Source organism: Pseudomonas sp. GW821-FHT01D09 (assembly GCF_059422465.1).
On sequence record NZ_JBWKWY010000008.1, the window covers coordinates 81071 to 102339 of the forward strand.

Annotated in this window: 22 protein-coding genes; 10 read left to right on the plus strand and 12 right to left on the minus strand. The window is 61.4% G+C overall.

Annotated elements, in window-relative coordinates:
• Both AC07W7_RS10960 and AC07W7_RS10965 read right to left on the minus strand, forming a co-directional pair.
• Positions 1 to 483: a GreA/GreB family elongation factor gene (locus AC07W7_RS10960; RefSeq protein ID WP_099169538.1), complete on the minus strand. Its 483-nt coding sequence runs from the start codon at positions 481 to 483 to the stop codon at positions 1 to 3.
• Between the two features lie 14 nt (positions 484 to 497).
• Complete coding sequence (locus AC07W7_RS10965; protein ID WP_099169518.1) at positions 498 to 866, minus strand: hypothetical protein; 369 nt, start codon at positions 864 to 866, stop codon at positions 498 to 500.
• Between the two features lie 132 nt (positions 867 to 998).
• Between AC07W7_RS10965 and earP the strand changes: the two genes are divergently transcribed.
• Positions 999 to 2132, plus strand: coding sequence for an elongation factor P maturation arginine rhamnosyltransferase EarP (earP, locus tag AC07W7_RS10970; protein ID WP_495039307.1), 1134 nt, complete (start codon positions 999 to 1001; stop codon positions 2130 to 2132).
• Positions 2133 to 2181: 49 nt separating this feature from the next.
• Positions 2182 to 2760 carry an elongation factor P gene (locus AC07W7_RS10975; RefSeq protein ID WP_099169520.1) on the plus strand — a complete coding sequence of 193 codons (579 nt, stop codon included), beginning with the start codon at positions 2182 to 2184 and terminating at the stop codon, positions 2758 to 2760.
• A gap of 61 nt (positions 2761 to 2821) precedes the next feature.
• Here the strand turns inward: AC07W7_RS10975 and AC07W7_RS10980 are convergent, their stop codons facing one another.
• The 3 genes from AC07W7_RS10980 to AC07W7_RS10990 all read right to left on the minus strand — a co-directional run bounded on the left by AC07W7_RS10980 (position 2822) and on the right by AC07W7_RS10990 (position 4864).
• Positions 2822 to 3241, minus strand: a complete 420-nt coding sequence (locus AC07W7_RS10980; RefSeq protein WP_099169521.1) for an organic hydroperoxide resistance protein — start codon at positions 3239 to 3241, stop codon at positions 2822 to 2824.
• A gap of 151 nt (positions 3242 to 3392) precedes the next feature.
• Positions 3393 to 3836, minus strand: coding sequence for a MarR family winged helix-turn-helix transcriptional regulator (locus tag AC07W7_RS10985; protein WP_099169522.1), 444 nt, complete (start codon positions 3834 to 3836; stop codon positions 3393 to 3395).
• 77 nt (positions 3837 to 3913) lie between these two features.
• On the minus strand, positions 3914 to 4864 hold the full coding sequence (locus AC07W7_RS10990) for a LysR family transcriptional regulator (RefSeq protein WP_495039308.1): 951 nt from the start codon (positions 4862 to 4864) through the stop codon (positions 3914 to 3916).
• Positions 4865 to 4976: 112 nt separating this feature from the next.
• Between AC07W7_RS10990 and AC07W7_RS10995 the strand changes: the two genes are divergently transcribed.
• Positions 4977 to 5726, plus strand: coding sequence for a TSUP family transporter (locus AC07W7_RS10995; RefSeq protein ID WP_169898789.1), 750 nt, complete (start codon positions 4977 to 4979; stop codon positions 5724 to 5726).
• On the opposite strand, the gene AC07W7_RS11000 is transcribed toward AC07W7_RS10995, so the two are convergent.
• A complete protein-coding gene (locus AC07W7_RS11000) occupies positions 5716 to 6597 on the minus strand; it encodes a LysR family transcriptional regulator (protein WP_099169524.1) in 882 nt (293 codons plus the stop codon). The genes AC07W7_RS10995 and AC07W7_RS11000 overlap by 11 nt on opposite strands.
• A gap of 70 nt (positions 6598 to 6667) precedes the next feature.
• Between AC07W7_RS11000 and AC07W7_RS11005 the strand changes: the two genes are divergently transcribed.
• A complete protein-coding gene (locus AC07W7_RS11005; RefSeq protein WP_495039331.1) occupies positions 6668 to 6874 on the plus strand; it encodes a DUF1127 domain-containing protein in 207 nt (68 codons plus the stop codon).
• Between the two features lie 43 nt (positions 6875 to 6917).
• Positions 6918 to 8150 (plus strand): winged helix-turn-helix domain-containing protein, encoded by a 1233-nt coding sequence (locus AC07W7_RS11010; protein ID WP_495039309.1) that lies wholly within the window; start codon positions 6918 to 6920, stop codon positions 8148 to 8150.
• Positions 8151 to 8239: 89 nt separating this feature from the next.
• On the opposite strand, the gene AC07W7_RS11015 is transcribed toward AC07W7_RS11010, so the two are convergent.
• Positions 8240 to 9586: a class II 3-deoxy-7-phosphoheptulonate synthase gene (locus AC07W7_RS11015; protein WP_495039310.1), complete on the minus strand. Its 1347-nt coding sequence runs from the start codon at positions 9584 to 9586 to the stop codon at positions 8240 to 8242.
• 142 nt (positions 9587 to 9728) lie between these two features.
• Between AC07W7_RS11015 and AC07W7_RS11020 the strand changes: the two genes are divergently transcribed.
• Positions 9729 to 10484 (plus strand): spermidine synthase, encoded by a 756-nt coding sequence (locus AC07W7_RS11020; protein WP_169898798.1) that lies wholly within the window; start codon positions 9729 to 9731, stop codon positions 10482 to 10484.
• Positions 10485 to 10621: 137 nt separating this feature from the next.
• Here AC07W7_RS11020 and AC07W7_RS11025 read toward each other — a convergent pair whose 3' ends face one another.
• On the minus strand, positions 10622 to 11413 hold the full coding sequence (locus AC07W7_RS11025) for a crotonase/enoyl-CoA hydratase family protein (RefSeq protein ID WP_495039311.1): 792 nt from the start codon (positions 11411 to 11413) through the stop codon (positions 10622 to 10624).
• A 422-nt stretch (positions 11414 to 11835) separates the two neighbouring features.
• On the opposite strand from AC07W7_RS11025, the gene AC07W7_RS11030 reads away from it, so the two are divergent.
• A complete protein-coding gene (locus AC07W7_RS11030; protein WP_017136163.1) occupies positions 11836 to 13509 on the plus strand; it encodes a DEAD/DEAH box helicase in 1674 nt (557 codons plus the stop codon).
• A 100-nt stretch (positions 13510 to 13609) separates the two neighbouring features.
• Here the strand turns inward: AC07W7_RS11030 and AC07W7_RS11035 are convergent, their stop codons facing one another.
• Positions 13610 to 14377 carry a DODA-type extradiol aromatic ring-opening family dioxygenase gene (locus tag AC07W7_RS11035; protein WP_495039312.1) on the minus strand — a complete coding sequence of 256 codons (768 nt, stop codon included), beginning with the start codon at positions 14375 to 14377 and terminating at the stop codon, positions 13610 to 13612.
• 103 nt (positions 14378 to 14480) lie between these two features.
• Here AC07W7_RS11035 and AC07W7_RS11040 point away from each other — a divergent pair, with 103 nt between their 5' ends.
• The gene (locus tag AC07W7_RS11040) at positions 14481 to 15137 is read left to right on the plus strand and encodes a thiopurine S-methyltransferase (RefSeq protein ID WP_495039313.1); all 657 of its coding nucleotides are present in this window, start codon (positions 14481 to 14483) and stop codon (positions 15135 to 15137) included.
• A gap of 54 nt (positions 15138 to 15191) precedes the next feature.
• Here AC07W7_RS11040 and htpX read toward each other — a convergent pair whose 3' ends face one another.
• Both htpX and AC07W7_RS11050 read right to left on the minus strand, forming a co-directional pair.
• Positions 15192 to 16079 (minus strand): protease HtpX, encoded by an 888-nt coding sequence (gene htpX / locus AC07W7_RS11045; protein ID WP_029298042.1) that lies wholly within the window; start codon positions 16077 to 16079, stop codon positions 15192 to 15194.
• A gap of 304 nt (positions 16080 to 16383) precedes the next feature.
• Positions 16384 to 17595, minus strand: a complete 1212-nt coding sequence (locus AC07W7_RS11050) for a pyridoxal phosphate-dependent aminotransferase (protein WP_099169531.1) — start codon at positions 17593 to 17595, stop codon at positions 16384 to 16386.
• A 203-nt stretch (positions 17596 to 17798) separates the two neighbouring features.
• On the opposite strand from AC07W7_RS11050, the gene msrB reads away from it, so the two are divergent.
• Positions 17799 to 18191: a peptide-methionine (R)-S-oxide reductase MsrB gene (gene msrB, locus AC07W7_RS11055; RefSeq protein ID WP_099169532.1), complete on the plus strand. Its 393-nt coding sequence runs from the start codon at positions 17799 to 17801 to the stop codon at positions 18189 to 18191.
• A 164-nt stretch (positions 18192 to 18355) separates the two neighbouring features.
• Positions 18356 to 18841 (plus strand): glutathione peroxidase, encoded by a 486-nt coding sequence (locus AC07W7_RS11060; RefSeq protein ID WP_099169533.1) that lies wholly within the window; start codon positions 18356 to 18358, stop codon positions 18839 to 18841.
• A 51-nt stretch (positions 18842 to 18892) separates the two neighbouring features.
• On the opposite strand, the gene AC07W7_RS11065 is transcribed toward AC07W7_RS11060, so the two are convergent.
• Positions 18893 to 21217, minus strand: coding sequence for a hybrid sensor histidine kinase/response regulator (locus AC07W7_RS11065; RefSeq protein ID WP_495039332.1), 2325 nt, complete (start codon positions 21215 to 21217; stop codon positions 18893 to 18895).
• Positions 21218 to 21269 lie beyond the last annotated feature (52 nt).

The window sequence follows — 21269 nt, forward strand, 5'->3', positions numbered from 1 at the left end:
TCAGCGGGCCTCGGTCACCACGAATTGTTGCCGGGTGCCCGCCACCAGAATCTCCACCTCATCGCCCTCGAACTTGCCCAGCAGGCTTTTGCCCAGCGGCGAGCGAGGGGTGATGACGGTCACCAACTGCCCCACCACATAGACTTTCAGGCCTGCCGCATCCGGCGCCAGGAACAGCCATTGCTGGCGAGCGTCGTTATCCTCCAGGCCAAGCAGGGCGCCCACCTCGATCCCCCGTTGTTCATCGTAGGGCCGCAGGTTGAGGTTCTGGCACAGCACCAGTGACTGCTTGATTTGCTCGACGCGCTTGGCTTGCCCGGCGGCGAGGTAAGACGCTTCCAGGCCCAGGGTGTCGTATTTGTTCTCGGCGATGTTTTCTTCGTGGGTCGCGGTTTCGTAGGCGGTTTGCGCGGCGCGTTGCGCCACATCCAGGTCGGCGGCGAGTTTTTCCAGGATCAACTGGAGGACGGCGTGTTTATTCATGGGCGGTTTTGTGCTCAATCACAAAATTGCAGGACATTGGCCCGGCTCTTGTCGCTGGGGGCGTTCTGGTCCTGCTGGAGCCAGAACTGGCATTTGGGGTTGGACAGGTTGCGCGGGTTGTCCCGGGCCTGATCCAGCGCCTGCTGTTGTGCCTGCTTGTGCAGGTTTTGCTGGTATTGCTCAAACATGCGGTTCGGCGGCTCCGGAGTCACGGCAGGCGGCCTGCCCAACTGCTGGACGGCCTGGGTGACGGCGGCCACGGGTTGTCCAGGCAGGTAGCGCGAGGCCAGCCAGGCCGTCAGCGCGATGGCGACAAAGCCCAGCCACAGGCCCAGGGCCACGGCAATACTGAGTTTGAACAGCGACAACGGGCGAGCGGACATGGCGGCCTCCTGGCGGGCGGTTGCGGCGAGTGGGGGATTGTCGCATAGCCAGCGTGCAGAATAATCGCGATCAGCCCTTCTGCCTGGCGGCATTTATGCGGACAATCGAGCCTTTGACTGATGGAGCCCGGAATGAAAGCCCGCTGGGATATTTTTTGCAGCGTTGTCGATAACTATGGCGACATCGGCGTGACCTGGCGCCTGGCCCGGCAATTGGTGGCAGAACAGCGCTGTGCCGTGCGGTTGTGGGTCGATGACCTGCGGGCGTTCGAGCGCATGTGCCCCGAGGTGGACGTGCAATTGGCGCAGCAGTGGCAGGAGGGCGTGGATGTGCGCCACTGGCCGGCGGATTGGCCCGCCACGGCAGCGGCGGACGTGGTGATCGCAGCCTTTGCCTGCCAACTGCCAGCGGCCTATATGGAGGCCATGGCGGCCCGCGAGCGTACGCCGTTGTGGATGAACCTGGATTATCTGAGTGCCGAGGAATGGGTGGTCGGATGTCACGGCCTGCCGTCGGTCAAGTTCAAGGGCGTGCAAAAGTACTTCTTCTTTCCGGGATTTCGCCCCGGCACCGGGGGCTTGCTGCGTGAGGCGGGGTTGATTGAGCGGCGTCAGGCTTTTCAGCGTGATCCCCAGGCCCAGCAACAATTCCTACAAGCGCTGGGTGTTGTTCCTGCGGCGGGCGCGCGGTTGATCTCGCTGTTCGCCTACGAAAATGCCGGCCTGGCCAGTTGGTTGGACGTATTGGCGGCCGATGGCCAGGCCACCCATCTGCTGGTGCCGGAAGGGCGCATCCTTGGCGATGTACAGCGCTGGCTGGGGGGCGAGGCGCTAGGCGTGGGGCAGGTGCACCTGCGCGGCGCGCTGACGGTGCAGGTGCTGCCGTTCGTGCGCCAGGAGCAGTACGACCGCCTGCTGTGGTGTTGTGACTTCAATGCCGTGCGCGGCGAAGATTCCTTTGTGCGCGCACAATGGGCCGGGCGCCCGTTGTTATGGCATATCTACCGCCAGGATGAAGACATCCACCTGGACAAGCTCGATGCGTTCCTTGATCTGTACACCCAGGACCTGTCTGCCCCCGCGAAAGCTGCGCTGATCGTCCTATGGCAAGCCTGGAACACGGACAGCGACATGGCCTCAGGCTGGAAAACCGTGCTTGAGCATTGGCCGGAACTGACTGCACATGCCGAGCAATGGTGTCTGGAACAGGCCTTGCAGGCCGATCTTGCGACGGCGCTGGTACAGTTTTATGAAAATTGGATATGATACGCGACCTTGATTTTTGTAAATCCCATCCAAATTTCGGATATTCGTAATGAAAACTGGTAAAGAACTGAAACCCGGTACAGTGATCCGTCTCGAAAACGACCCTTGGCTGGTTCAGAAAGCTGAGTTCACCAAGTCTGGTCGTAACAGCGCAATCATGAAGACCAAGCTGAAGAACCTGCTGACCGGTTACAAGACCGAGATCGTCTACAGCGCCGATGACAAACTGGATGACGTGATCCTCGACCGCAAGGAAGCGACCCTGTCGTTCATCAGCGGCGACACCTACACGTTCATGGACACTACCGACTACACCATGTACGAGCTGAACGCTGAAGATATCGAAGCTGTTCTGCCGTTCATCGAAGAAGGTATGGAAGACGTCTGCGAAGCCATTTTCTTTGAAGAGCGCCTGGTGTCCGTAGAGCTGCCGACCACCATCGTGCGTAAGGTTGCCTACACCGAGGGTTCCGCTCGCGGTGACACTTCGGGCAAAGTGATGAAGCCTGCCAAGCTGGCTAACGGTACCGAACTGCAAGTGGCTGATTTCATCGAGATCGACGACCTGATCGAGATCGACACCCGTGAAGGTGGTTCGTACAAAGGTCGCGCCAAGGTTACTAAGTAAGTCTTGCGTTACTGATAAAAAACCCGACCAAGAGTCGGGTTTTTTTATGCCTGTTTACCGGTCACACCGTGACATGCAAGCGCACATCGACATTGCCACGGGTAGCGTTGGAGTACGGGCAGACCTGATGTGCAGCGTCTACCAGGCTTTGCGCCTCATCCTCGGCCAAGCCGGGCAGGGACACGTGCAGGTCGATGTCCAGGCCAAAACCACCGGGAATCTGGCCGATACCGACATGGGCGGTGATCGAGGCGTCATCGGGGATTTTGCGTTTGCTCTGGCTGGCGACGAACTTCAGGGCGCCGATAAAGCAGGCTGAGTAGCCAGCGGCGAACAGTTGTTCCGGGTTGGTGGCCTGGCCGCCGGCGCCGCCCAGTTCTTTTGGGGTGGCGAGTTTGACGTCGAGGATATTGTCGCTGGAAACGGCACGGCCATCACGGCCGCCGGTGGCGGTGGCTACTGCGGTATAGAGGGTTTGCATGGGGTGTTCCTCGCTGTATTTTTGCGCTAAAAATTTGCGCGTTAAGTAAGTGGCGAAATGAATGTATCGCGCAAATGTTTAGTGCGCAATATAAATTTTTGAAGTGATCGCGATGACCTGTCGGGGCCGGCAAGCCGGTTCCGACAGGTGGCTAGACGCTACCCTGCAAATTCCTGCGCAGTTCCAGCAAGTCCGCTTGCAGCTTGCGCAGTTGCTCCCTCTGCAACCCGCTGGCGCTGAGGATGCAGGGGGGAACATCCATGGCCTTGTCCCGCAGTGCCCGGCCTGCGTCGGTCAACGCCACCACCACCACACGCTCATCGACCCGGCTGCGTGTGCGGCTCAACAGGCCTTCGGCTTCCAGGCGCTTGAGCAGTGGGGTCAGCGAGCCCGGGTCGGTGAGCAGGCGGTTACTGATTTCCCCTACGGTCAAACCATCGTCTTCCCACAGCACCATCATGGCCAGGTACTGCGGGTAAGTCAGGCCAAGGGCTTGCAGCAAGGGTTTGTAGACCTTGGTCATCAACAACGAGGTGGAGTGCAGGGCAAAGCACAGTTGGTTGTCGAGGAGCAGGGAGTCGCAGGTGTCAGTCATGGCGGTGCCTTAAAGCGTATTTGAGCTGGAATCTAGCGGGCAAACCTTTGATGCGCCAGATAATTTGCTGGCGGCTGTCAGCCCCAGCCACTTTGCAACGCCAGATCCCACGGTGGGACGGGGCTGAAACGGCTCTTGAGGTATTCCAGCAACAGGCGGCTGCGGGCATTGGCCTGCTGTTCCAGGCGCAGGGCGTAGATGCCGGCGGTTTCTGCAGTGGGCAGGCCGTTTTCACAGAACAGCGGCACCAGTTCGCCGCGGACCAGGTATTCACTGGCCAGCCAGGTAGGCAGGTGCGCGATGCCCAGCCCGGCCAGGGCGCCGGACAGCAGGGCTTCAGCATTATTGGCGCTCATGCGGATGCGCTGTGGGCGGTAGGTGTTCTTGCGACCATCCAGTTCAAAGCGCCAGGCGAACATCGGCGCCAGGCCTTCCCAGTCCAGGCCGTCGTGTTCGTTGAGCTGGCTGGGATGGGTCGGCGTGCCACGGTTTTTCAGATAGGTTGGGCTGGCACAGGCGATTCGCACAATACTGGCCAATGGCGTGGCGACCAGCCGGGTATCGACTATATGTCCGGCCCGCAGCACCAGGTCCACCTTGCCCAGATGTTCGCCCTGCATATCGACAAAGCTGTCGATCAGATGCAGGTGCACGTCCAGGCCCGGGTAGACCGCCAGGAAATCCGCGATGGCCGGCGCCAGGTGTCGCCGGCCAAACGCGGCGGGGGCATCCACCCGAATCAGGCCCTCGGGCGCATGGCTCAGGGACACGGCCTCGGCCCGTGCCAATTGCAACTCCCGGATAATCCGCCGCGCACGCTCGGCAAACGCCAGCCCGGCCGGAGTGGGCAGCACCGCGTGGGTGCTGCGCAGGAACAACTGGCTGCCCAGGGCGCTTTCCAGGCTGTCAATGCGCCGCGCCACGGCAGAGGGCGTCAGCGGATGGCGCCGCGCCGCTGCCGAAAAGCTGCCGGCTTCCAGCACATCGAGGAACAGGCCCAGTTGATCGGTCAGGGTTGTGGGGTTCATGGGGATCATTCGCTTGTGCGGATTTGGCATAGCCATTGTGCGTTGCTATGCGTTTCCCTGCCAGGGCGCAGTGCGTAGCATGCAGGGCTTGAGACGGCGCAGGGGTGTGGTTGTGGTGGATATAGCGATGTATGTAATGCTGGGCGTAGCCCTGGGCACTGTCGGCGGGCTGTTTGGCATTGGGGGCGGGTTGATCGCGATTCCGGTGCTGGGCGTGCTGTTTGGCCTGGATCAGCAAATTGCCCAAGGCACTGCGCTGGTGATGGTGGTCCCCAATGTGATGCTGGCGTTATGGCGTTACCACCAGCGCAATCGCATAGAACTGCGCCATGCCTTGCCACTGGGCATCATGGGTTTTTGTTTTGCCTGGCTGGGGTCGATCTGGGCGGTAGGCATCGATGCCGGCATGATGCGCATTGGCTTTATTGTGTTTTTGGTGGCCCTGTCGGCGTACAACCTGTTACGCATGTTCACCCGCCATACACCGCCTTCAGCACAGATGCGCTATTCCTGGCCGTGGCTGGGGGTATTGGGCGCGGCGTCGGGATCCATGGGGGGCCTGTTCGGTGTTGGCGGCGCGGTGGTAGCCACGCCCGTGTTGACCAGTGTGTTCGGCACCACCCAGGTGGTTGCCCAGGGCCTGTCCCTGGCACTGGCCTTGCCCAGTACCGGCGTGACCCTGGTGACCTATGCCTGGCACCACGAGGTGGATTGGCTGATCGGCGTGCCCCTGGCGGTCGGCGGGCTGCTGAGCATCAGTTGGGGGGTAAAAATCGCCCACGCCTTGCCGGAGCGCCTGTTGCGCGGTTTGTTCTGCGGTTTCCTGGTGATGTGCGCGGTGATGCTGACCTTTAAAGTCTGAAACCGTCGAGGATATATTCGGCCAGGCATTCGGTGATGGGCGAGGTCATGTTCGGGTTGCGCAGCAGGCGCAAGTTGACCGTGTGCAGCGGGCCGAAACCTTCGTCACTGCCCAAGATCCGCAAGTCTTCGGTGACCAGGCTTTCCATCATCACCGTCACTGCCAGCCCGGCACCGACCACGGCCTGGATCGCCGCGCCGTTGGAGCTGTGATAGGCCAGGCGATACTCACGCCCCACGGCCTCCAGCGAGGCGCGGGCCCATTGTGTGCAAAAGCTGTCCAGGCCGGAGATTGCCAGGGGCAGGGTCTCGTGCTCATCCACGCAAAAGCAGGGCGATGCCACCCAGACCATGCGTTCGTTGCGCAGCAGTTCGCCGATTTCATTGCCCGGTTCGCGGCTGATCACCGTGAGTGCCAGGTCGCGTCGTTGCATCAGCACCGGCGTGCCTTCGCAGTGCATCTCGATCTGGATCAGCGGGTAGGCCTTGGAAAAGCGCTTGAGAATGCCGGGCAGGTAGCGCATTACGTAGTCGTCCGGGGTGCCGATGCGCACCAGCCCGACCATATGCGGCTCGCGCAAGGTATTGAACACCTCGCTATGCAACTTCAGGATGCGCCGCGCATACCCCAGCAACACCTGGCCTTCGGGCGTAAGCCTGACCTGCCGGCCATCACGCTCGAACAACTTGCGCTGCAACACGTCCTCCTCCAGGCGCTTCATTTGCATACTGACCGCTGATTGGGTGCGGTTGACCTTCTCGCCGGCGCGGGTGAAGCCCCCCTGGTCGGCGATGGCGACGAAGGTGCGTAGCACGTCGGTGTCGATGCTCGGGTAGTGAGTCAATTGATCAATCTCTGAGATGTGTTGCATAAGAAACATTCGTTGGATTGATCATAGCCCTGGGCCCAGACTTTAGTCATCCCCACTGGAGGGCGAGATGATGAAGGGTCAAAGAGGTTATGTGTTGTTGGTGAAGCGCCCGTTGGCCGGGGTGTTTCAAAGGGTTTGCCGTTGGTACGCCGTGCAGCGCGAGCGTCAGATCCTGGCAGAAATGAGTGATGACTCACTCAAGGATATTGGCTTGACCCGGGCGGATGTCGAGCATGAACGCCACCGGTCTGTGTGGAATGACCCGTTGGGTAAATGACGATCCTCGCGCTACAGTTCGCGGGCGCAATCAGGAGATGCCCATGCCCGCAGAACTGAGCTTTTCCCTTAAGCAAGCCCGCCGCCTGGCGTTGGCAGCCCAAGGCTTTTCCGGGCGCCAGCCGCCCGCACAGATCAAGGCGGCCCAGGTCAATCGTCTGGTCGAGCGCCTGGGCGTGTTGCAGATTGATTCGGTCAATGCCGTGGTGCGTTCCCACTACCTGCCGCTGTTTTCCCGCCTGGGTCATTACTCGCCGTTGCTGCTTGAACAGGCGGCCTGGAGCCTGGGGCGTAAACGTACGTTGTTCGAGTATTGGGGGCATGAGGCCTCGCTGCTACCGATGACGCTGTATCCGCTGCTGCGCTGGCGCATGCAGCGCGCATCCGAGGGGCAGGGGATCTATCAGCAGATGGCGCGTTTTGGGCGCGAGCAACAGCCTACCATCCGCCGCGTGCTGGCCATCGTCGAACAGCAGGGTGCGTTGGGGGCGGGCAGCCTGTCGACCCGTGAAGAGCGCGCCGGGCCGTGGTGGGACTGGAGTGATGAAAAGCAGGCCCTGGAATGGCTGTTTGCCGCAGGGCTGGTGACGGTGGCCGGGCGCCGTGGTTTCGAGCGGCTGTACGACCTGCCGGAGCGGGTCATCCCGGCAGCGATTCTGCAACAGGCGCCCTTGAGCGAGCACAGTGCCCAGCGTGGCCTGTTGCTGCAGGCCGCGACGGCGCTGGGTATCGCCACGGAAAAGGACCTGCGCGATTATTTTCGCCTGGCCCCGGCAGAGAGTCATGGGCGCCTCGCCGAATTGCTCGAGGACGGGCAATTGCAGGTGTGCCAGGTCCAGGGCTGGAAGCAGCCGGCGTATTGCCTGCCCGAGCCGACGGTCCCGCGTAAGGTGGCAGCCAGTGCCTTGCTGTCGCCCTTCGATTCATTGATCTGGGAGCGTAGTCGTACCGAGCGCCTGTTCGACTTCCGCTATCGACTGGAGATCTACACCCCGCAGGACAAGCGGGTGTATGGCTATTACGTGCTGCCGTTCCTACACAACGAACGCATCGCCGCGCGGGTGGATTTGCGGGCCGAGCGGGCCAAGGCGCGGTTGGCAGTGCACGCCGTGCATGAGGAAGAGCCGGGGTTGGACGAGGCAGGGATGTTGGCGCTGGCGTTGAACCTGCGGCAGATGGCGGATTGGCTGGGGTTGGAACAGGTGCAAATCAATTGTCAGCGGCACAGTGCAGCCCGGTTGCGGGTGGCGATGCTGGCAATGGAGGCTGGCAGATAGGGCGCAATCGCGGGCAAGCCCGGCTCCCACATTGAGCGTGGTGGGAGTCGGGCTTGCCCGCGATTGCGGTGGATCAAGCCACCACCGCTCTAGCGTTTGACCTGCTTCAACGTCTCGGCAATCAGGAACGCCAATTCCAGCGACTGATCGGCATTCATCCGCGGGTCGCAATGGGTGTGGTAGCGGTCTGACAAGCCATCCTCGGTAATCGGTCGCGCGCCACCAATGCACTCGGTGACATTCTGCCCGGTCATTTCAATATGAATTCCACCGGCATAGGTGCCTTCGGCTTCATGGGCCTGGAAGAATTCCTTCACTTCACTGAGGATCTGCGCGAAGTCCCGGGTCTTGTAGCCGCTGCTGGCCTTGATGGTGTTGCCATGCATCGGGTCGCAGCTCCACAGCACCTGCTTGCCTTCGCGCTGCACGGCGCGGATCAGGTTGGGCAGGTGGTCGCCGACCTTGTTGGCGCCCATGCGCGCGATCAGGTTCAGGCGGCCGGGGTCGTTGTCCGGGTTGAGGATGTCGATCAGGCGAAGCAGGTCGTCGGGGTTCATGCTCGGGCCGACCTTGACCCCGATCGGGTTGTTCACCCCGCGCAGGAACTCGACGTGCGCACCATCGAGCTGGCGCGTGCGGTCGCCGATCCACAGCATATGGGCCGAACAGTCGTAGTAATCGTTGGTCAGGCTGTCACGGCGCACAAAGGCTTGCTCGTAGTTGAGCAGCAGCGCTTCGTGGGCGGTGAAGAAGCTGGTCTCGCGCAGTTGTGGCGAGCTGTCCATGCCGCAGGCGCGCATAAAGGCCAGGGTCTCGTCGATGCGGTCTGCCAGTTGGCTGTACTTGTCGGCCAGGGCGGAGTTGGCGATAAAGTCCAGGTTCCACTTGTGCACCTGGTGCAGATCGGCAAAACCGCCCTGGGCGAAGGCGCGCAGCAGGTTCAGGGTGGCGGTGGACTGGTGATAGGACTGCAGCAGGCGGTCGGGGTCCGGGACGCGGCTTTTCTCGTCGAAGCCAATACCGTTGACGATATCGCCACGGTAGGCGGGCAGGGTGATGCCGTCGATGGTTTCATCGTTGGCCGAACGCGGCTTGGCGAACTGGCCGGCCATGCGCCCGACTTTGACCACCGGGCAGCCGGCGGCGAAGGTCATGACAATGGCCATTTGCAGCAATACTTTAAACGTGTCACGGATCTTTGCGGCGGAGAACTCGGCAAAGCTCTCGGCGCAGTCGCCACCCTGCAGCAGGAACGCGCGCCCCTGGGTCACCTCGGCAAACTGGCGGCGCAACTCCCGGGCTTCGCCGGCGAACACCAGCGGCGGGTAACTGGCCAGGCTCTGCTCGACCTGCAGCAAGTGCGCGGCGTCGGGGTAGCGGGGTTGTTGCTGGATCGGCAGGGCGCGCCAGCTGTCGGGGCTCCAGGGTTGGCTCATCGTGAACTCGAATGAATGTCGGGAACGTGCATGTTATCAGTAATTAGTGCGTGACCTGCTGGCGCCGCTTGGCCGACAATCGCGCCTTTGCCGCTTGGGACCAGGCGGCTTGAACCCGTGCCCGGGCCCATTAGGAGATGAAATGACTGAGGAGCGCGTCGAGCGCCTGTTGGCTGAGGTCCATGATGACTTCGGCATGATCCGTGTGCTGGAAGTGGCCGATTACCGCTTTCTCGAGTTTGGCGATGCCATCGAGCAGAGCTGCGTGTTCACTGCCGATCCGAGCTGGCTGGAGTATGACTACACCCGTGCCATGTTGATTGGCGCCTTGTGTCACGAGCAGCCCGAGAGTGCGCTGTTCCTTGGCCTGGGCGCCGGGACGCTGACCCAGGCTTGCCTCCGGTTCCTGCCGCTGGAGGATGTCGAGGCGATTGAATTGCGCCCGGACGTGCCGCGCCTGGCCATCGAATACCTGGGGCTGGATGATGATCCACGGCTGTACATCCGCGTAGGCGATGCCCTGGAGTTGCTGGAGACAGCGGAGCCGGCGGACCTGATTTTCGTCGACTTGTATACCGATGTCGGGCCGGGGGTTGGCCACCTGGCCTGGAGCTTCCTGGAAAACTGCCAGAAGAAGCTCAACCCCGGTGGTTGGTTGGTGATCAATCAGTGGGCCACCGATGATGGCAAGCCCCTGGGCGCTGCGCTGTTGCGCGGGTTGTACCACCGGCATTACTGGGAGCTGCCGGTGAAGGAGGGCAATGTGATCCTGATCGTGCCGGCGGACCTGGACCAGACGCTGGACCTGGCGGCGGTTTCTGCACGGGCCGAGGCGCTGGCGCCACGCCTGGGGTATTCGTTGCAGGCGCTGATCAAGGCGGTTCGGCCGGCGACGTAGGTGCCTGTACTGGCCTCATCGCGGCGATGCGGCGACCCGACAAGCCCGCTCCCACATTTGTTCTGTGGCTATTCTGCATGGCCAAGATCTCCCCCTGTGGGAGCGGGCTTGCCCGCGATGAGGCCATCCCTGCCTGCTCACACCCCCTTGAATACCCCCGGCCGTTTCTCCAGCATCGCCCGCACTCCTTCCTTGGCATCCTCGCTGTTAAGCAGTTTTTCGACCAGCGCCGGCAACCCGGCGGCTGCGGCGGTTTCGCCCTCATTTCGCGCCTGGCGTGCCGACATCAACGTAGCCTGCACCCCCAGCGGCGCCTGGTTGGCAATCCGGTTGGCCAGGGTCAGCGCCCGGGGCAGCAGGTCTTCGCTGGCCATGACCTCCTGCACCAGCCCCAGGCGCAGGGCTTCATGGGCATCGAACTCATCGCCCGTCAGCAGCCAGCGCATGGCGTTGCCCCAGCCGGCAATCTGGTGCAGGCGCAAGGTGGCGCCACCAAAAGGAAAGATCCCACGCTGGACTTCCATCTGCGCAAAGCGCGTATTGCTGGCGCACAGGTTGATGTCCGCCGCGAGCATCAACTCGATACCGATGGTCAGGCAATAACCTTGTGCGGCCACGATCACCGGCTTGCTGACCCTGGGCCCGGCGAACACTCCCCATGGATCGCAGCCTCCCAGTGGGGCTTGCCAGCCTTGCGCCATGGTGTGGGCGACGTTGATCAGGTCCAGTCCGGCGGTAAAGTGCTCGCCATGTCCGAACACCACGGCCACCCGCGCGTTTTCATTGCGATCGAATTCGCCATAGGCCAGGCTCAGTTCGTTGAGCAGGTCGAGGTCAAAGGCGTTGCGCTTGGCGACCCGATCGAGCCCCAGCAACAGGACATGCCCTTGTAGTTCACGGCTGACGCGGCTGCTGCTGGCGTGTTTCATGGGGGGATCCTCGGACGCGACAGGCAGTTTCGGACCGAAGGGTCCGCTGCAAAAGGTGAAGCGTTTAAGCGCAATAACCAACAGGGCCGGGCCTTTGAAAAATAGACGTTCTTGCAGGGAAGCGCAAAGGCTGTGACACAGAGCAGTGGGATGGACTTTTCCGATAAAAAAAGCTCCCTTTTTCAAGGATTTCCGGTATAGTGCGCGCCGGCCTTTAACCGGGCCGCGTTTAGGTAGCGCAATTCCCCGAAGTCAGCTTCGGCTGCACGTCCGCACAGCGGACTCTCCCTTGACGAATCTTTTTCATTCATTCGTTTTCGCAAATCCCCGCCGACAAAGCAGCCAGGGCGACTCTTGAGTCTCAACACGGCATGCGCAGCTTTGGAGCATGGGTCTTTGCGGATGCACTTAGAGGCAGACCCATGACCCAGGAAACCGGCGGCTTCGCCGCTTTTAATCTTAACCCGAACATTCTTGCTGCCGTCATCGCGACCGGCTACGAAGAACCTTCGGCTATTCAGCAGCAATCGATCCCGATCATCATGGCCGGCCAAGACATGATCGGCCAGGCGCAAACCGGTACCGGTAAAACCGCCGCGTTCGCCCTGCCAATCCTGCACTGCATCGATCCTGCCAAGCGCGAGCCGCAAGCCCTGATCCTGGCGCCAACCCGTGAGTTGGCGCTGCAAGTAGCAACCGCTTTTGAAACCTACGCCAAGCAAATGCCGGGCGTTACCGTTGTGGCCGTTTACGGCGGCGCGCCTATGGGCCCACAACTCAAAGCAATCCGTAATGGCGCACAGATCGTTGTCGCCACCCCGGGCCGTCTGTGCGACCACCTGCGCCGTGACGAAAAAGTACTGTCGACCGTGAACCACCTGGTTCTGGACGAAGCTGACGAAATGTTGAAGCTGGGCTTTATGGATGACCTGGAAGTCATCTTCAAGGCACTGCCACCGACCCGTCAGACCGTGCTGTTCTCGGCCACCCTGCCACAGTCGATCCGTGCCATTGCCGAACGCCATCTGCGCGATCCGCAACACGTGAAGATCCAGACCAAGACCCAGACCGTTACCGCGATCGAACAGGCTCACCTGTTGGTTCACGCTGACCAGAAGACCTCGGCTGTATTGAGCCTGCTGGAAGTCGAAGACTTCGACGCCCTGATCATGTTCGTGCGCACCAAGCAAGCGACCCTGGACCTGGCCAGTGCCCTGGAAGCCAAAGGCTACAAAGCCGCTGCGCTGAACGGTGACATTGCCCAGAACCAACGTGAGCGCGTGATCGACTCCCTCAAGGATGGCCGCCTGGACATCGTTGTGGCGACCGACGTTGCTGCCCGTGGCCTGGACGTTCCGCGTATCACCCACGTGTTCAACGTTGACATGCCGTACGACCCAGAGTCCTACGTTCACCGTATCGGCCGTACTGGCCGTGCCGGTCGCGAAGGTCGTGCACTGCTGCTGGTGACTCCACGTGAGCGCCGCATGCTGCAAGTGATCGAGCGTGTAACCGGTCAGAAAGTCGCCGAAGTCCGCCTGCCGGATGCCCAGGCTGTTCTCGATGCCCGCATCAAGAAACTGACCAACAGCCTGTCGCCGCTGGTGGCTGATGCTGAATCGACCCACGGCGACCTGCTGGACCGCCTGACTGCCGATATCGGTTGCACCCCGCGTGCCCTGGCTGCAGCCCTGCTGCGCAAGGCTACCAACGGTCAGGCCCTGACCCTTGCCGCGATCGAAAAAGAACGCCCACTGGTGCCGAACAACGCTCCGCGCGGTGATCGTCCAGAGCGTACCGGTGACCGTCCAGACCGTGGTGATCGTGAGCGTCGTGCTCCGGTTCCATTGGCTGAAGGTCGTGCTCGCTGCCGTACCGCGCTGGGCGCGCGTGATGGCATCGCCGCCAAGAACCTGCTGGGCGCTATCCTCAACGAGGGTGGCCTGGCACGTGAAGCGATCGGTCGCATCCAGGTGCGTGACAGCTTCTCCCTGGTGGAGTTGCCGGAAGATGGCCTGGAGAAGTTGCTGGCCAAGCTGAAGGACACTCGCGTTGCGGGCAAGCAGCTCAAACTGCGTCGCTATCGCGAAGATTGATCGACCCTTGGGTTGATTGATCGAACATAAAAAATCCCCGACTGGTTCGGGGATTTTTTTTGCCTGGGTTTTCACCCGGCTCTGGATCTAGCGGGGCCTGCTAATCAAATCGATAGATATCCATCCCCAGGGCACCCAGGGTGAACCCTTGGTGAGCCACGCTGAACTGCCCACCCGCACCACGGGCGAAGTACAGCGGCAACAAGTGTTCATCACTGGGATGGCTGCGCACCGCATGGGGTGCCTGGCGGCGGTAGTCGTGCAAGGCGGCTTCATCCTGGGTGCCGAGTTTGTCGACGATCCAATCACGGAACTCCCGCGCCCAGGGCTCGATGCTTTCCGGGCCGGCCCGCCAGTCCAACTCACCGAGGTTATGGGTGATGCTGCCCGAGCCGATCAACAGCACACCTTGTTCGCGCAGGCTGCGCAGCGCCTGGCCGACTCGGGTTTGCAGGGCGGGGCCCAGATGGCTGGGCAGGGAGACCTGTACCACCGGTATATCCGCCGCCGGGTACATCAGCGACAGCGGCACCCAGGTGCCATGGTCGAACGGGCGCTGGTGGTCGAGGCGGGCTTGCAGGCCATCGGCTATGAGCCGTTCGACGATCTGCTGGGCCAGTGCCGGATCACCGGGGGCCGGATACTGCACGGCAAACAGCTCGCGGGGGAAACCGCCGAAGTCGTGCCAGGTCTCGGGCGCAGGGCTGGCGCTGACCAGCAGCTCGCGGCTTTCCCAGTGCGCGGACATCACCACGATTGCCTTGGGGCGTGGCAAGTCGGCGGCCAGGCGCTGGAGGGCTGGCCCGCTGGCGCCGGGTTGCAAGGCAAGCATGGGCGAGCCGTGGGAAATAAACAGGCTGGGGAGCATGGGCGGGGTCCTCAAGGTTAAGATGGGACCATCTTCAATCAGATCATTAATCTAAATCTAATATAAGTTTTAGCGTTATTTGATCGAATTTTTAGGATTAGTCATGGACTCCACCTTTTGGCATGACCGTTGGGCACACAATCAGATCGGCTTCCACCTGCCGGAGGTCAACCCCTATTTGCAGCGACACTGGCCGGGCCTCGGGTTGGCCAGTGGGGCCAGGGTGCTGGTGCCGCTGTGTGGCAAAAGCCTGGACCTGCTGTGGCTGGCGCAGCAGGGGCACCAGGTCCTGGGGGTAGAGCTGTCGGAAAAGGCCGTGGAAGAGTTTTTCCAGGAGCAAAGCCTGGCGGCGCACGTCAGCCAGCGGGGCAGCTTCAAGGTCTATCAGGCGGGCACTCTCGAATTGTGGTGCGGCGATTTCTTCGAGTTGAGCGGTGAGGATGTGGCAGGGTGCACCGCGCTGTACGATCGGGCGGCGCTGATTGCCTTGCCACTGCCGATGCGCGAGCGCTATGTCGCGCATCTGCAGGCGATTGCGCCGCAGGTGGAAAGTGGTCTGTTGATCAGCCTGGATTATGAGCAGGCCCAAAAGGCAGGCCCGCCGTTTGCAATCGGCGACGCTGAAGTCCACAGGCTGCTGGGCGGACGCTGGCGCCTGGAGATCCGGGAACAGCGGGATATCCTGGCCGAGAGCCCCAGGTTCGCCCAGGCGGGTATCACACGGCTGGAAGAGCAGGTTTACCAGTTGGCGCGGCTGTAAAACACGCGCCCACAAAAAAGGGGCGATTCAATCGCCCCTTTTTTGCGTTGCCTGTCAGCCGCGACGGCGCAGTGCGTCGATCCGCTCTTCCAGTGGCGGGTGGCTCATGAACATCCGTGCCAGGCCTTGCTTGACGCCACCGTTGATGCCGAAGGCATTCAGGGTGTCAGGCATATGCACCGGCAGGCCCTGTTCGGAGCGCAGGCGTTGCAGGGCGCCGATCATCGCGGCAGTACCGGCCAGTTGGGCACCGGCTTCGTCGGCGCGGAACTCGCGTTTGCGCGAGAACCACATCACGATGGAGCTGGCGAGGAAGCCCAGTACCAGTTCGGCAAAGATCGTCGCCACGTAGTAGGCGATACCCTGGCCACCTTCGTTCTTGAAGATCACCTTGTCGACAAAGTTGCCGATGATCCGTGCAAAGAACATCACGAAGGTGTTCACCACGCCCTGGACCAGTGCCAGGGTCACCATGTCACCGTTGGCGACGTGGCCGATCTCGTGGGCCAGCACGGCCTTCACTTCGTCGGGCGAGAAACGCTCCAGCAAACCCTGGCTGACGGCAACAAGAGCATCGTTCTTGTTCCAGCCAGTGGCAAAGGCGTTAGCCTCGTAGGCCGGGAAGATCCCGACTTCGGGCATCTTGATCCCGGCTTCGCGAGACAGCTGCTCGACGGTCTGCAACAGCCATTGCTCATGCCGGGTGCGCGGCTGGGTGATGATCTGGGTGCTGGTGCTCATCTTCGCCATCCACTTGGAGATGAACAGCGAGAAGATCGAGCCGGCAAAACCAAAGACGGCACAGAAAACCAGCAGCTGATTGAGGTTCAGATCAACCCCGTTGGCCGCCATGAACCCGTTGAAGCCGAAAAGGCTCAGGGTGATGCTGGCAATCAGCACGACCGCCAGGTTAGTGGCCAAGAACAGCAGGATGCGCATCATGGTTGTAGAATTCTCCTCATGCTTAATATGTCGCGTACTGCGGGGTATATAAGGTGCGGCAGTGGGCTATTCAACCGGGCGACTATTTCAAACTGTGTCCTACAACGCGAATGTAGAGCCTTGCAGGGATTTTCCGAGCCTTTATGCCGCTAGAAATTCCCGTCCGCAAGCCTTTGGACCCCGTGATTGCTGGAAAGTACAGGGTCGAGGCGAAGAGGGTGGGTGCAGCAGGCGTTTCTCGGCAGAGATGTGTTGCCAGATAATCGCTGTACGACCTGTTGCAGGTTGTACAGCGAAAGTCAGGCTACTGGCGATAGGACTTCAGGAAGTTGCCAATACGCCCGATGGCCATGTCCAGGTCATCCACCCGCGGCAGGGTCACCACGCGGAAGTGATCAGGCCACGGCCAGTTGAACGCAGTGCCCTGGACCACCAGCAGCTTTTCCGACAGTAGCAGGTCGAGGACGAACTTCTCGTCGTTGTGGATCGGGCAGACTTTCGGGTCGATCCGCGGGAAGGCATACAAGGCGCCCATGGGTTTGACACAACTGACGCCGGGAATGTCGTTGAGCAGCTCCCAAGTGCGGTTGCGCTGTTCCAGCAGGCGGCCGGCGGGCAACAACAGGTCGTTGATGCTCTGGTAGCCACCCAGCGCAGTCTGGATCGCATGCTGGCTGGGGACGTTGGCGCACAGGCGCATATTGGCCAGCATGTCGATGCCTTCGATGTAGCTCTGGGCATTGTGCTTGGGCCCGGAGATGGCCACCCAGCCGGAACGGAACCCCGCCACCCGGTAGGACTTGGACAGGCCGTTGAAGGTCAGGCACAGCAGGTCCGGGGCCAGGGAGGCGGTGCAGATGTGCACGGCGTCGTCATAGAGGATCTTGTCGTAGATCTCGTCGGAGAACACCACCAGGTTGTGCTGGCGCGCCAGTTCCAGCATGCCCTGCAACACTTCCCTGGAATACACCGCGCCCGTCGGGTTGTTCGGGTTGATGATCACCAGCGCCTTGGTGTTGGGCGTGATCTTGGCCTTGATATCGGCCAGGTCCGGCCACCAGTTGGCTTGTTCGTCGCACAGGTAGTGCACCGGATGGCCGCCCGCCAGGGTCACGGCGGCGGTCCACAGCGGGTAGTCAGGCGCCGGCACCAGCACTTCGTCGCCATTGTTGAGCAGGGCCTGCATGGCCATCACGATCAGCTCGGAGACGCCGTTGCCCAGGTAGATATCCTCGATACCGATCCCTTCCACCTGCTTTTGCTGGTAGTACTGCATCACCGCCTTGCGCGCGCTGAACAAACCCTTGGAGTCACTGTAGCCCTGGGCGGTGGGCAGGTTGCGGATCACGTCCTGGAGGATTTCGTCCGGCGCCTCGAAACCAAAGGGCGCCGGGTTGCCGATATTCAGCTTGAGGATGCGATGGCCTTCCTCTTCCAGGCGTTTGGCGTGCTTGAGCACCGGGCCGCGAATGTCGTAGCAGACGTTGGCGAGCTTGTTCGATTTGCTGACCTGCATGGCGATGTGATCCCGAAAATGAACGATCCAGACGGTGTGAAGACTACCGTGCTGGGAATCCTGCGTGTGGCCTGACCCATAAATACGTTTGAATGCCGATAACGTGGGTGCCAGACTGGTGCTTTGAAGAGGCGCAATCATACGTGCCGCCTGATCCATGGAAAAGACACAGATCAGGCTTTTTCAGTTGTCGAGGTGTATTGATGGAAAAGTTGGAGAAGACCCTGGATCAATGGCGGGAAATGCTCGACCCGGCGCAGTATCAAGTGTGCCGCCTCAAGGGCACCGAGCGGCCGTTTTCCGGCAAGTACAACGCCACTACGACCGACGGTGTGTATCACTGCATTTGCTGCAATGAGCCATTGTTCGACTCGAAGACCAAATTCGATGCCGGTTGTGGCTGGCCCAGTTTTTATGAGCCGATTGCGGACAGCGCGATGATCGAGATTCGTGATGTCAGCCACGGGATGGTCCGCACCGAAGTGACCTGTGCCAAGTGCGATGCACACTTGGGGCATGTGTTCCCGGATGGTCCGCCGCCTACGGGCTTGCGTTACTGCATCAACTCGGTGTGCCTGGACTTGGTCCCGCGTTGAACCGACGATGCGGGCTGCCTGGATAAACGTGGCGTCTGGGCGTTTTTCGCGGGCAAGCCCGCGCCTGCCGGGGGGTGATGTTGGGTTATCAGGCTGGCTGATTAAATGGTGTGCAATGGAATTGCTCGCTATGTTTTTCTTCTCTACTTCTTGAGGCGTCTCTAATGAGCGATAACCTGCTGGCCATCCCCTGCACCACCATCAAGGGCGAGCAAAAGACTCTGGCGGACTTCGCCGGCAAGGCGATCCTGGTGGTCAATACCGCCAGCAAATGTGGTTTCACCCCGCAGTACAAAGGCCTTGAGCAGCTCTGGCAGCAATACCGGGACCAGGGCCTGGTGGTACTGGGCTTCCCGTGCAACCAGTTCGGCAAGCAGGAACCGGGTGACGAGGGGGCCATTTCCGAGTTTTGCGAGCTGAATTTCGGTGTCAGTTTTCCTCTGTTCAAGAAGGTGGATGTCAATGGGAGCGAAGCCCACCCGCTGTTTGTGCAATTGAAACAGCGCGCGCCGGGCCTGCTGGGCTCCAGGGGCATCAAGTGGAACTTCACCAAGTTCCTGATCGGTCGTGACGCTCAGGTGGTCAAGCGTTTTGCCCCGACCACCAAACCCGGGGAACTGACCCAAGAGATCGAAGCGCTGCTCAAATGACCGACGTGCCTGGCGTCTCCCTGGCCCTGGATGACCCGTTGCTCCAGCAGGTCAGAGGGTTGTCGTAGTCGGCACCCACAGGTCGAGCAGGGCGTTGAGTTCCTCGCGGCGAAAGGGCTTGGCCAGGTAGTCGTTCATGCCGGCGGCCCGGCATCGTTCGCGTTCCTCAGCCAGGGCATTGGCGGTCAGCGCGACAATCGGCAGCTGCGGCCAGCGCCCGCTGCGGCGGATCTGCCGGCTCGCCTCGTAGCCATCCATGACCGGCATGTTGCAGTCCATCAGCACCAGATCGAAACGTTGCTCTTCCAATTGCTTGAGCGCCTCGCCGCCATGGGCTGCGACCACCACCTCGCAGCCGAGCTTGCTGAGCATGCCCTTGGCCACCAGTTGATTGACCAGGTTGTCCTCCACCAGCAGGATGTGCGCCCGATGGGCCACCGGGCTGGCCTCCAGTTGGGCAAGGTCGAGGACGATTTCGCTGTCGGCGCGCAGGGTGCGGTGCAGCACCTGATACAGCGCGGCGCGACTCAGGGGGCGTGCCTGCTGTTGCAGGGGCGCCAAGGCGGCCACTTCTTCGCTGGGCATGAAGTTGCCGTAGGCGGTGACCAGCAGGATCGGCGCGTTGACGGTCGGGCGCAGGCGAAACAGGCATTCGGGGCAGTCGGTGATCAGGATATCCGCTGCCAGGCCCGTCAAGTCCTCGTCGAGGGTGTAGCAGCGCGGCGTCAGCCCCCAGTGCGGCAGCAGGGTGTGCAGCAGTTCGGCCAGGCCGCTGCTGGCCCCGCTGATCACCACCACGTCACCGGTCAAGGGGCCCAGCCGAGGCGCCGGGGTGTGGGCGGGCAGTGGCAGTTCGGCGCAGAACTGGCTGCCGAAGCCGGTCTCTGAACTGATGGTCAGCCGGCCGCGCATGGCTTCGCAAAGATTGTGGGTCAGCGCCAACCCCAGGCCGGTGCCGCCAAACTGGCGGGTAATGCCGGCGCCGGCCTGGGTGAAGGGTTTGAAGATCCGCGCCTGGGCCTCCTGGGCAATGCCGATGCCGGTGTCGCACACTTCGATGCGCACGCCATCGGGTTGCGCGCTGAGGCGTACATCGACGCGGCCAAAACGGGTGAACTTCAAGGCATTGGACAGCAGGTTACTGACAATCTGCCGCACCCGGGTCGGATCGCCCACGACCTGGGCGGGAAACTGCGGGTCGATCAGGCAGGTCAATTCGACGCTGGGCGCGGCGTTCTGCGACAGCAGGTTGGCGGTGTCCTCCACCAGGGCGCCGAGGTCGAAGGGGATGTTCTCCAGTTCCAGTTGCCCGGCATCGAACTTGGACAGGTCGAGAATATCGTTAAGCAGTTCTACCAGGACCTTGCCGGAGTCATGGGCAATCGACAATTGCTGGCGCTGCTCGGTATTCAGGACGCTGTCCAGGCACAGGGCGATCATGCCGAGCAGGCCGTTGAGCGGGGTGCGGATTTCATGGCTCATATTGGCAAGGAAAGCCGCCCGCGCCTGGGCCATGCCCAGGGCGGTCATTTTCGACGCTTCCAGTTCTTCGTTGGACTGGCTTAACCGCTGGTTGATTGCCTTGAGTTCGGTGGTACGCGCCGAAACAATATCTTCCAGTTGGCCAAGGTACTCGGTCAGGCGGTCCTCGGCGTGGCGCCGCTGCCGGATTTCGGTCTCCATATTCTCGAACTGCTGGTTGGCGACGTTGACCAGCACGCCGATCTCATCGTGTTCGTGCCCCGCTGGGCAATCCAGGCGGGCCTGGGGCGCGTTACCGGGGGGGCGGGTACTCAGTTCGCGGATGATCCGCACCAGGGGCTGGGTCAGCATCGCGTAGAACAGGCCCAGCAGGATTGCGGTCAGGATCAGGCTGCGCGCGAAGCCATTGAGCAGGGTGATCTCTGCGCGACGCAGGAAGCGGCTGCCAAATGCGTAGGTATCGACGTCAAGGCGCAACACACCGAGGGATTCCCCAGGCATGTGCGTGAGGTACAGGCGGTCTTCAAACTGGCGGTTGGCGCCGAACAAAAAGTCGCTGACCGGGCGGTAGCGGCTCTCCTTGCGCGGGCGGCCGACGTCAGCCAGCACCAGGTCATTGTTGTCGATCAACTGTGCCCGCGTGATGGCGGGGGAGTGCAACAGGCCCAGGGTCAGTTCCTGGGCCAGTTCGGCGTCGATGTTGTAGGCGATACGTGAAGCAGGGTTGTGGCTGATTTCAAGCAGGGAGCGTATTTCGCGATTGATGGACGCGTCTTCGCTGGCATAATCAATGCCGATCTGGATCAGGCTGAGCAAGGTTCCCAAGACGAAACCGACCAGCACAGTCAGTCTGGCTTGTTTATAAGACAAGCGGTGGGCGAACTTGATATCCATTGAGTGCTGAGCCACTTTACGTTTCCCTTCGCCCGGCAAGCATAGCTGAACA

Coding starts and splice junctions, on each gene's coding strand:
- htpX (WP_029298042.1), bottom strand. CDS start 16,079: ATGATGCGCATCCTGCTGTTCTTGGCCACTAACCTGGCGGTCGTGCTG.
- AC07W7_RS11065 (WP_495039332.1), bottom strand. CDS start 21,217: ATGGATATCAAGTTCGCCCACCGCTTGTCTTATAAACAAGCCAGACTG.
- AC07W7_RS11025 (WP_495039311.1), bottom strand. CDS start 11,413: ATGAAACACGCCAGCAGCAGCCGCGTCAGCCGTGAACTACAAGGGCAT.
- AC07W7_RS11030 (WP_017136163.1), top strand. CDS start 11,836: ATGACCCAGGAAACCGGCGGCTTCGCCGCTTTTAATCTTAACCCGAAC.
- earP (WP_495039307.1), top strand. CDS start 999: ATGAAAGCCCGCTGGGATATTTTTTGCAGCGTTGTCGATAACTATGGC.
- AC07W7_RS11000 (WP_099169524.1), bottom strand. CDS start 6,597: ATGCAACACATCTCAGAGATTGATCAATTGACTCACTACCCGAGCATC.
- AC07W7_RS10960 (WP_099169538.1), bottom strand. CDS start 483: ATGAATAAACACGCCGTCCTCCAGTTGATCCTGGAAAAACTCGCCGCC.
- AC07W7_RS11060 (WP_099169533.1), top strand. CDS start 18,356: ATGAGCGATAACCTGCTGGCCATCCCCTGCACCACCATCAAGGGCGAG.
- msrB (WP_099169532.1), top strand. CDS start 17,799: ATGGAAAAGTTGGAGAAGACCCTGGATCAATGGCGGGAAATGCTCGAC.
- AC07W7_RS11040 (WP_495039313.1), top strand. CDS start 14,481: ATGGACTCCACCTTTTGGCATGACCGTTGGGCACACAATCAGATCGGC.
- AC07W7_RS10975 (WP_099169520.1), top strand. CDS start 2,182: ATGAAAACTGGTAAAGAACTGAAACCCGGTACAGTGATCCGTCTCGAA.
- AC07W7_RS10990 (WP_495039308.1), bottom strand. CDS start 4,864: ATGAACCCCACAACCCTGACCGATCAACTGGGCCTGTTCCTCGATGTG.
- AC07W7_RS10980 (WP_099169521.1), bottom strand. CDS start 3,241: ATGCAAACCCTCTATACCGCAGTAGCCACCGCCACCGGCGGCCGTGAT.
- AC07W7_RS11020 (WP_169898798.1), top strand. CDS start 9,729: ATGACTGAGGAGCGCGTCGAGCGCCTGTTGGCTGAGGTCCATGATGAC.
- AC07W7_RS11010 (WP_495039309.1), top strand. CDS start 6,918: ATGCCCGCAGAACTGAGCTTTTCCCTTAAGCAAGCCCGCCGCCTGGCG.
- AC07W7_RS11015 (WP_495039310.1), bottom strand. CDS start 9,586: ATGAGCCAACCCTGGAGCCCCGACAGCTGGCGCGCCCTGCCGATCCAG.
- AC07W7_RS11050 (WP_099169531.1), bottom strand. CDS start 17,595: ATGCAGGTCAGCAAATCGAACAAGCTCGCCAACGTCTGCTACGACATT.
- AC07W7_RS11035 (WP_495039312.1), bottom strand. CDS start 14,377: ATGCTCCCCAGCCTGTTTATTTCCCACGGCTCGCCCATGCTTGCCTTG.
- AC07W7_RS10965 (WP_099169518.1), bottom strand. CDS start 866: ATGTCCGCTCGCCCGTTGTCGCTGTTCAAACTCAGTATTGCCGTGGCC.
- AC07W7_RS11005 (WP_495039331.1), top strand. CDS start 6,668: ATGAAGGGTCAAAGAGGTTATGTGTTGTTGGTGAAGCGCCCGTTGGCC.
- AC07W7_RS10985 (WP_099169522.1), bottom strand. CDS start 3,836: ATGACTGACACCTGCGACTCCCTGCTCCTCGACAACCAACTGTGCTTT.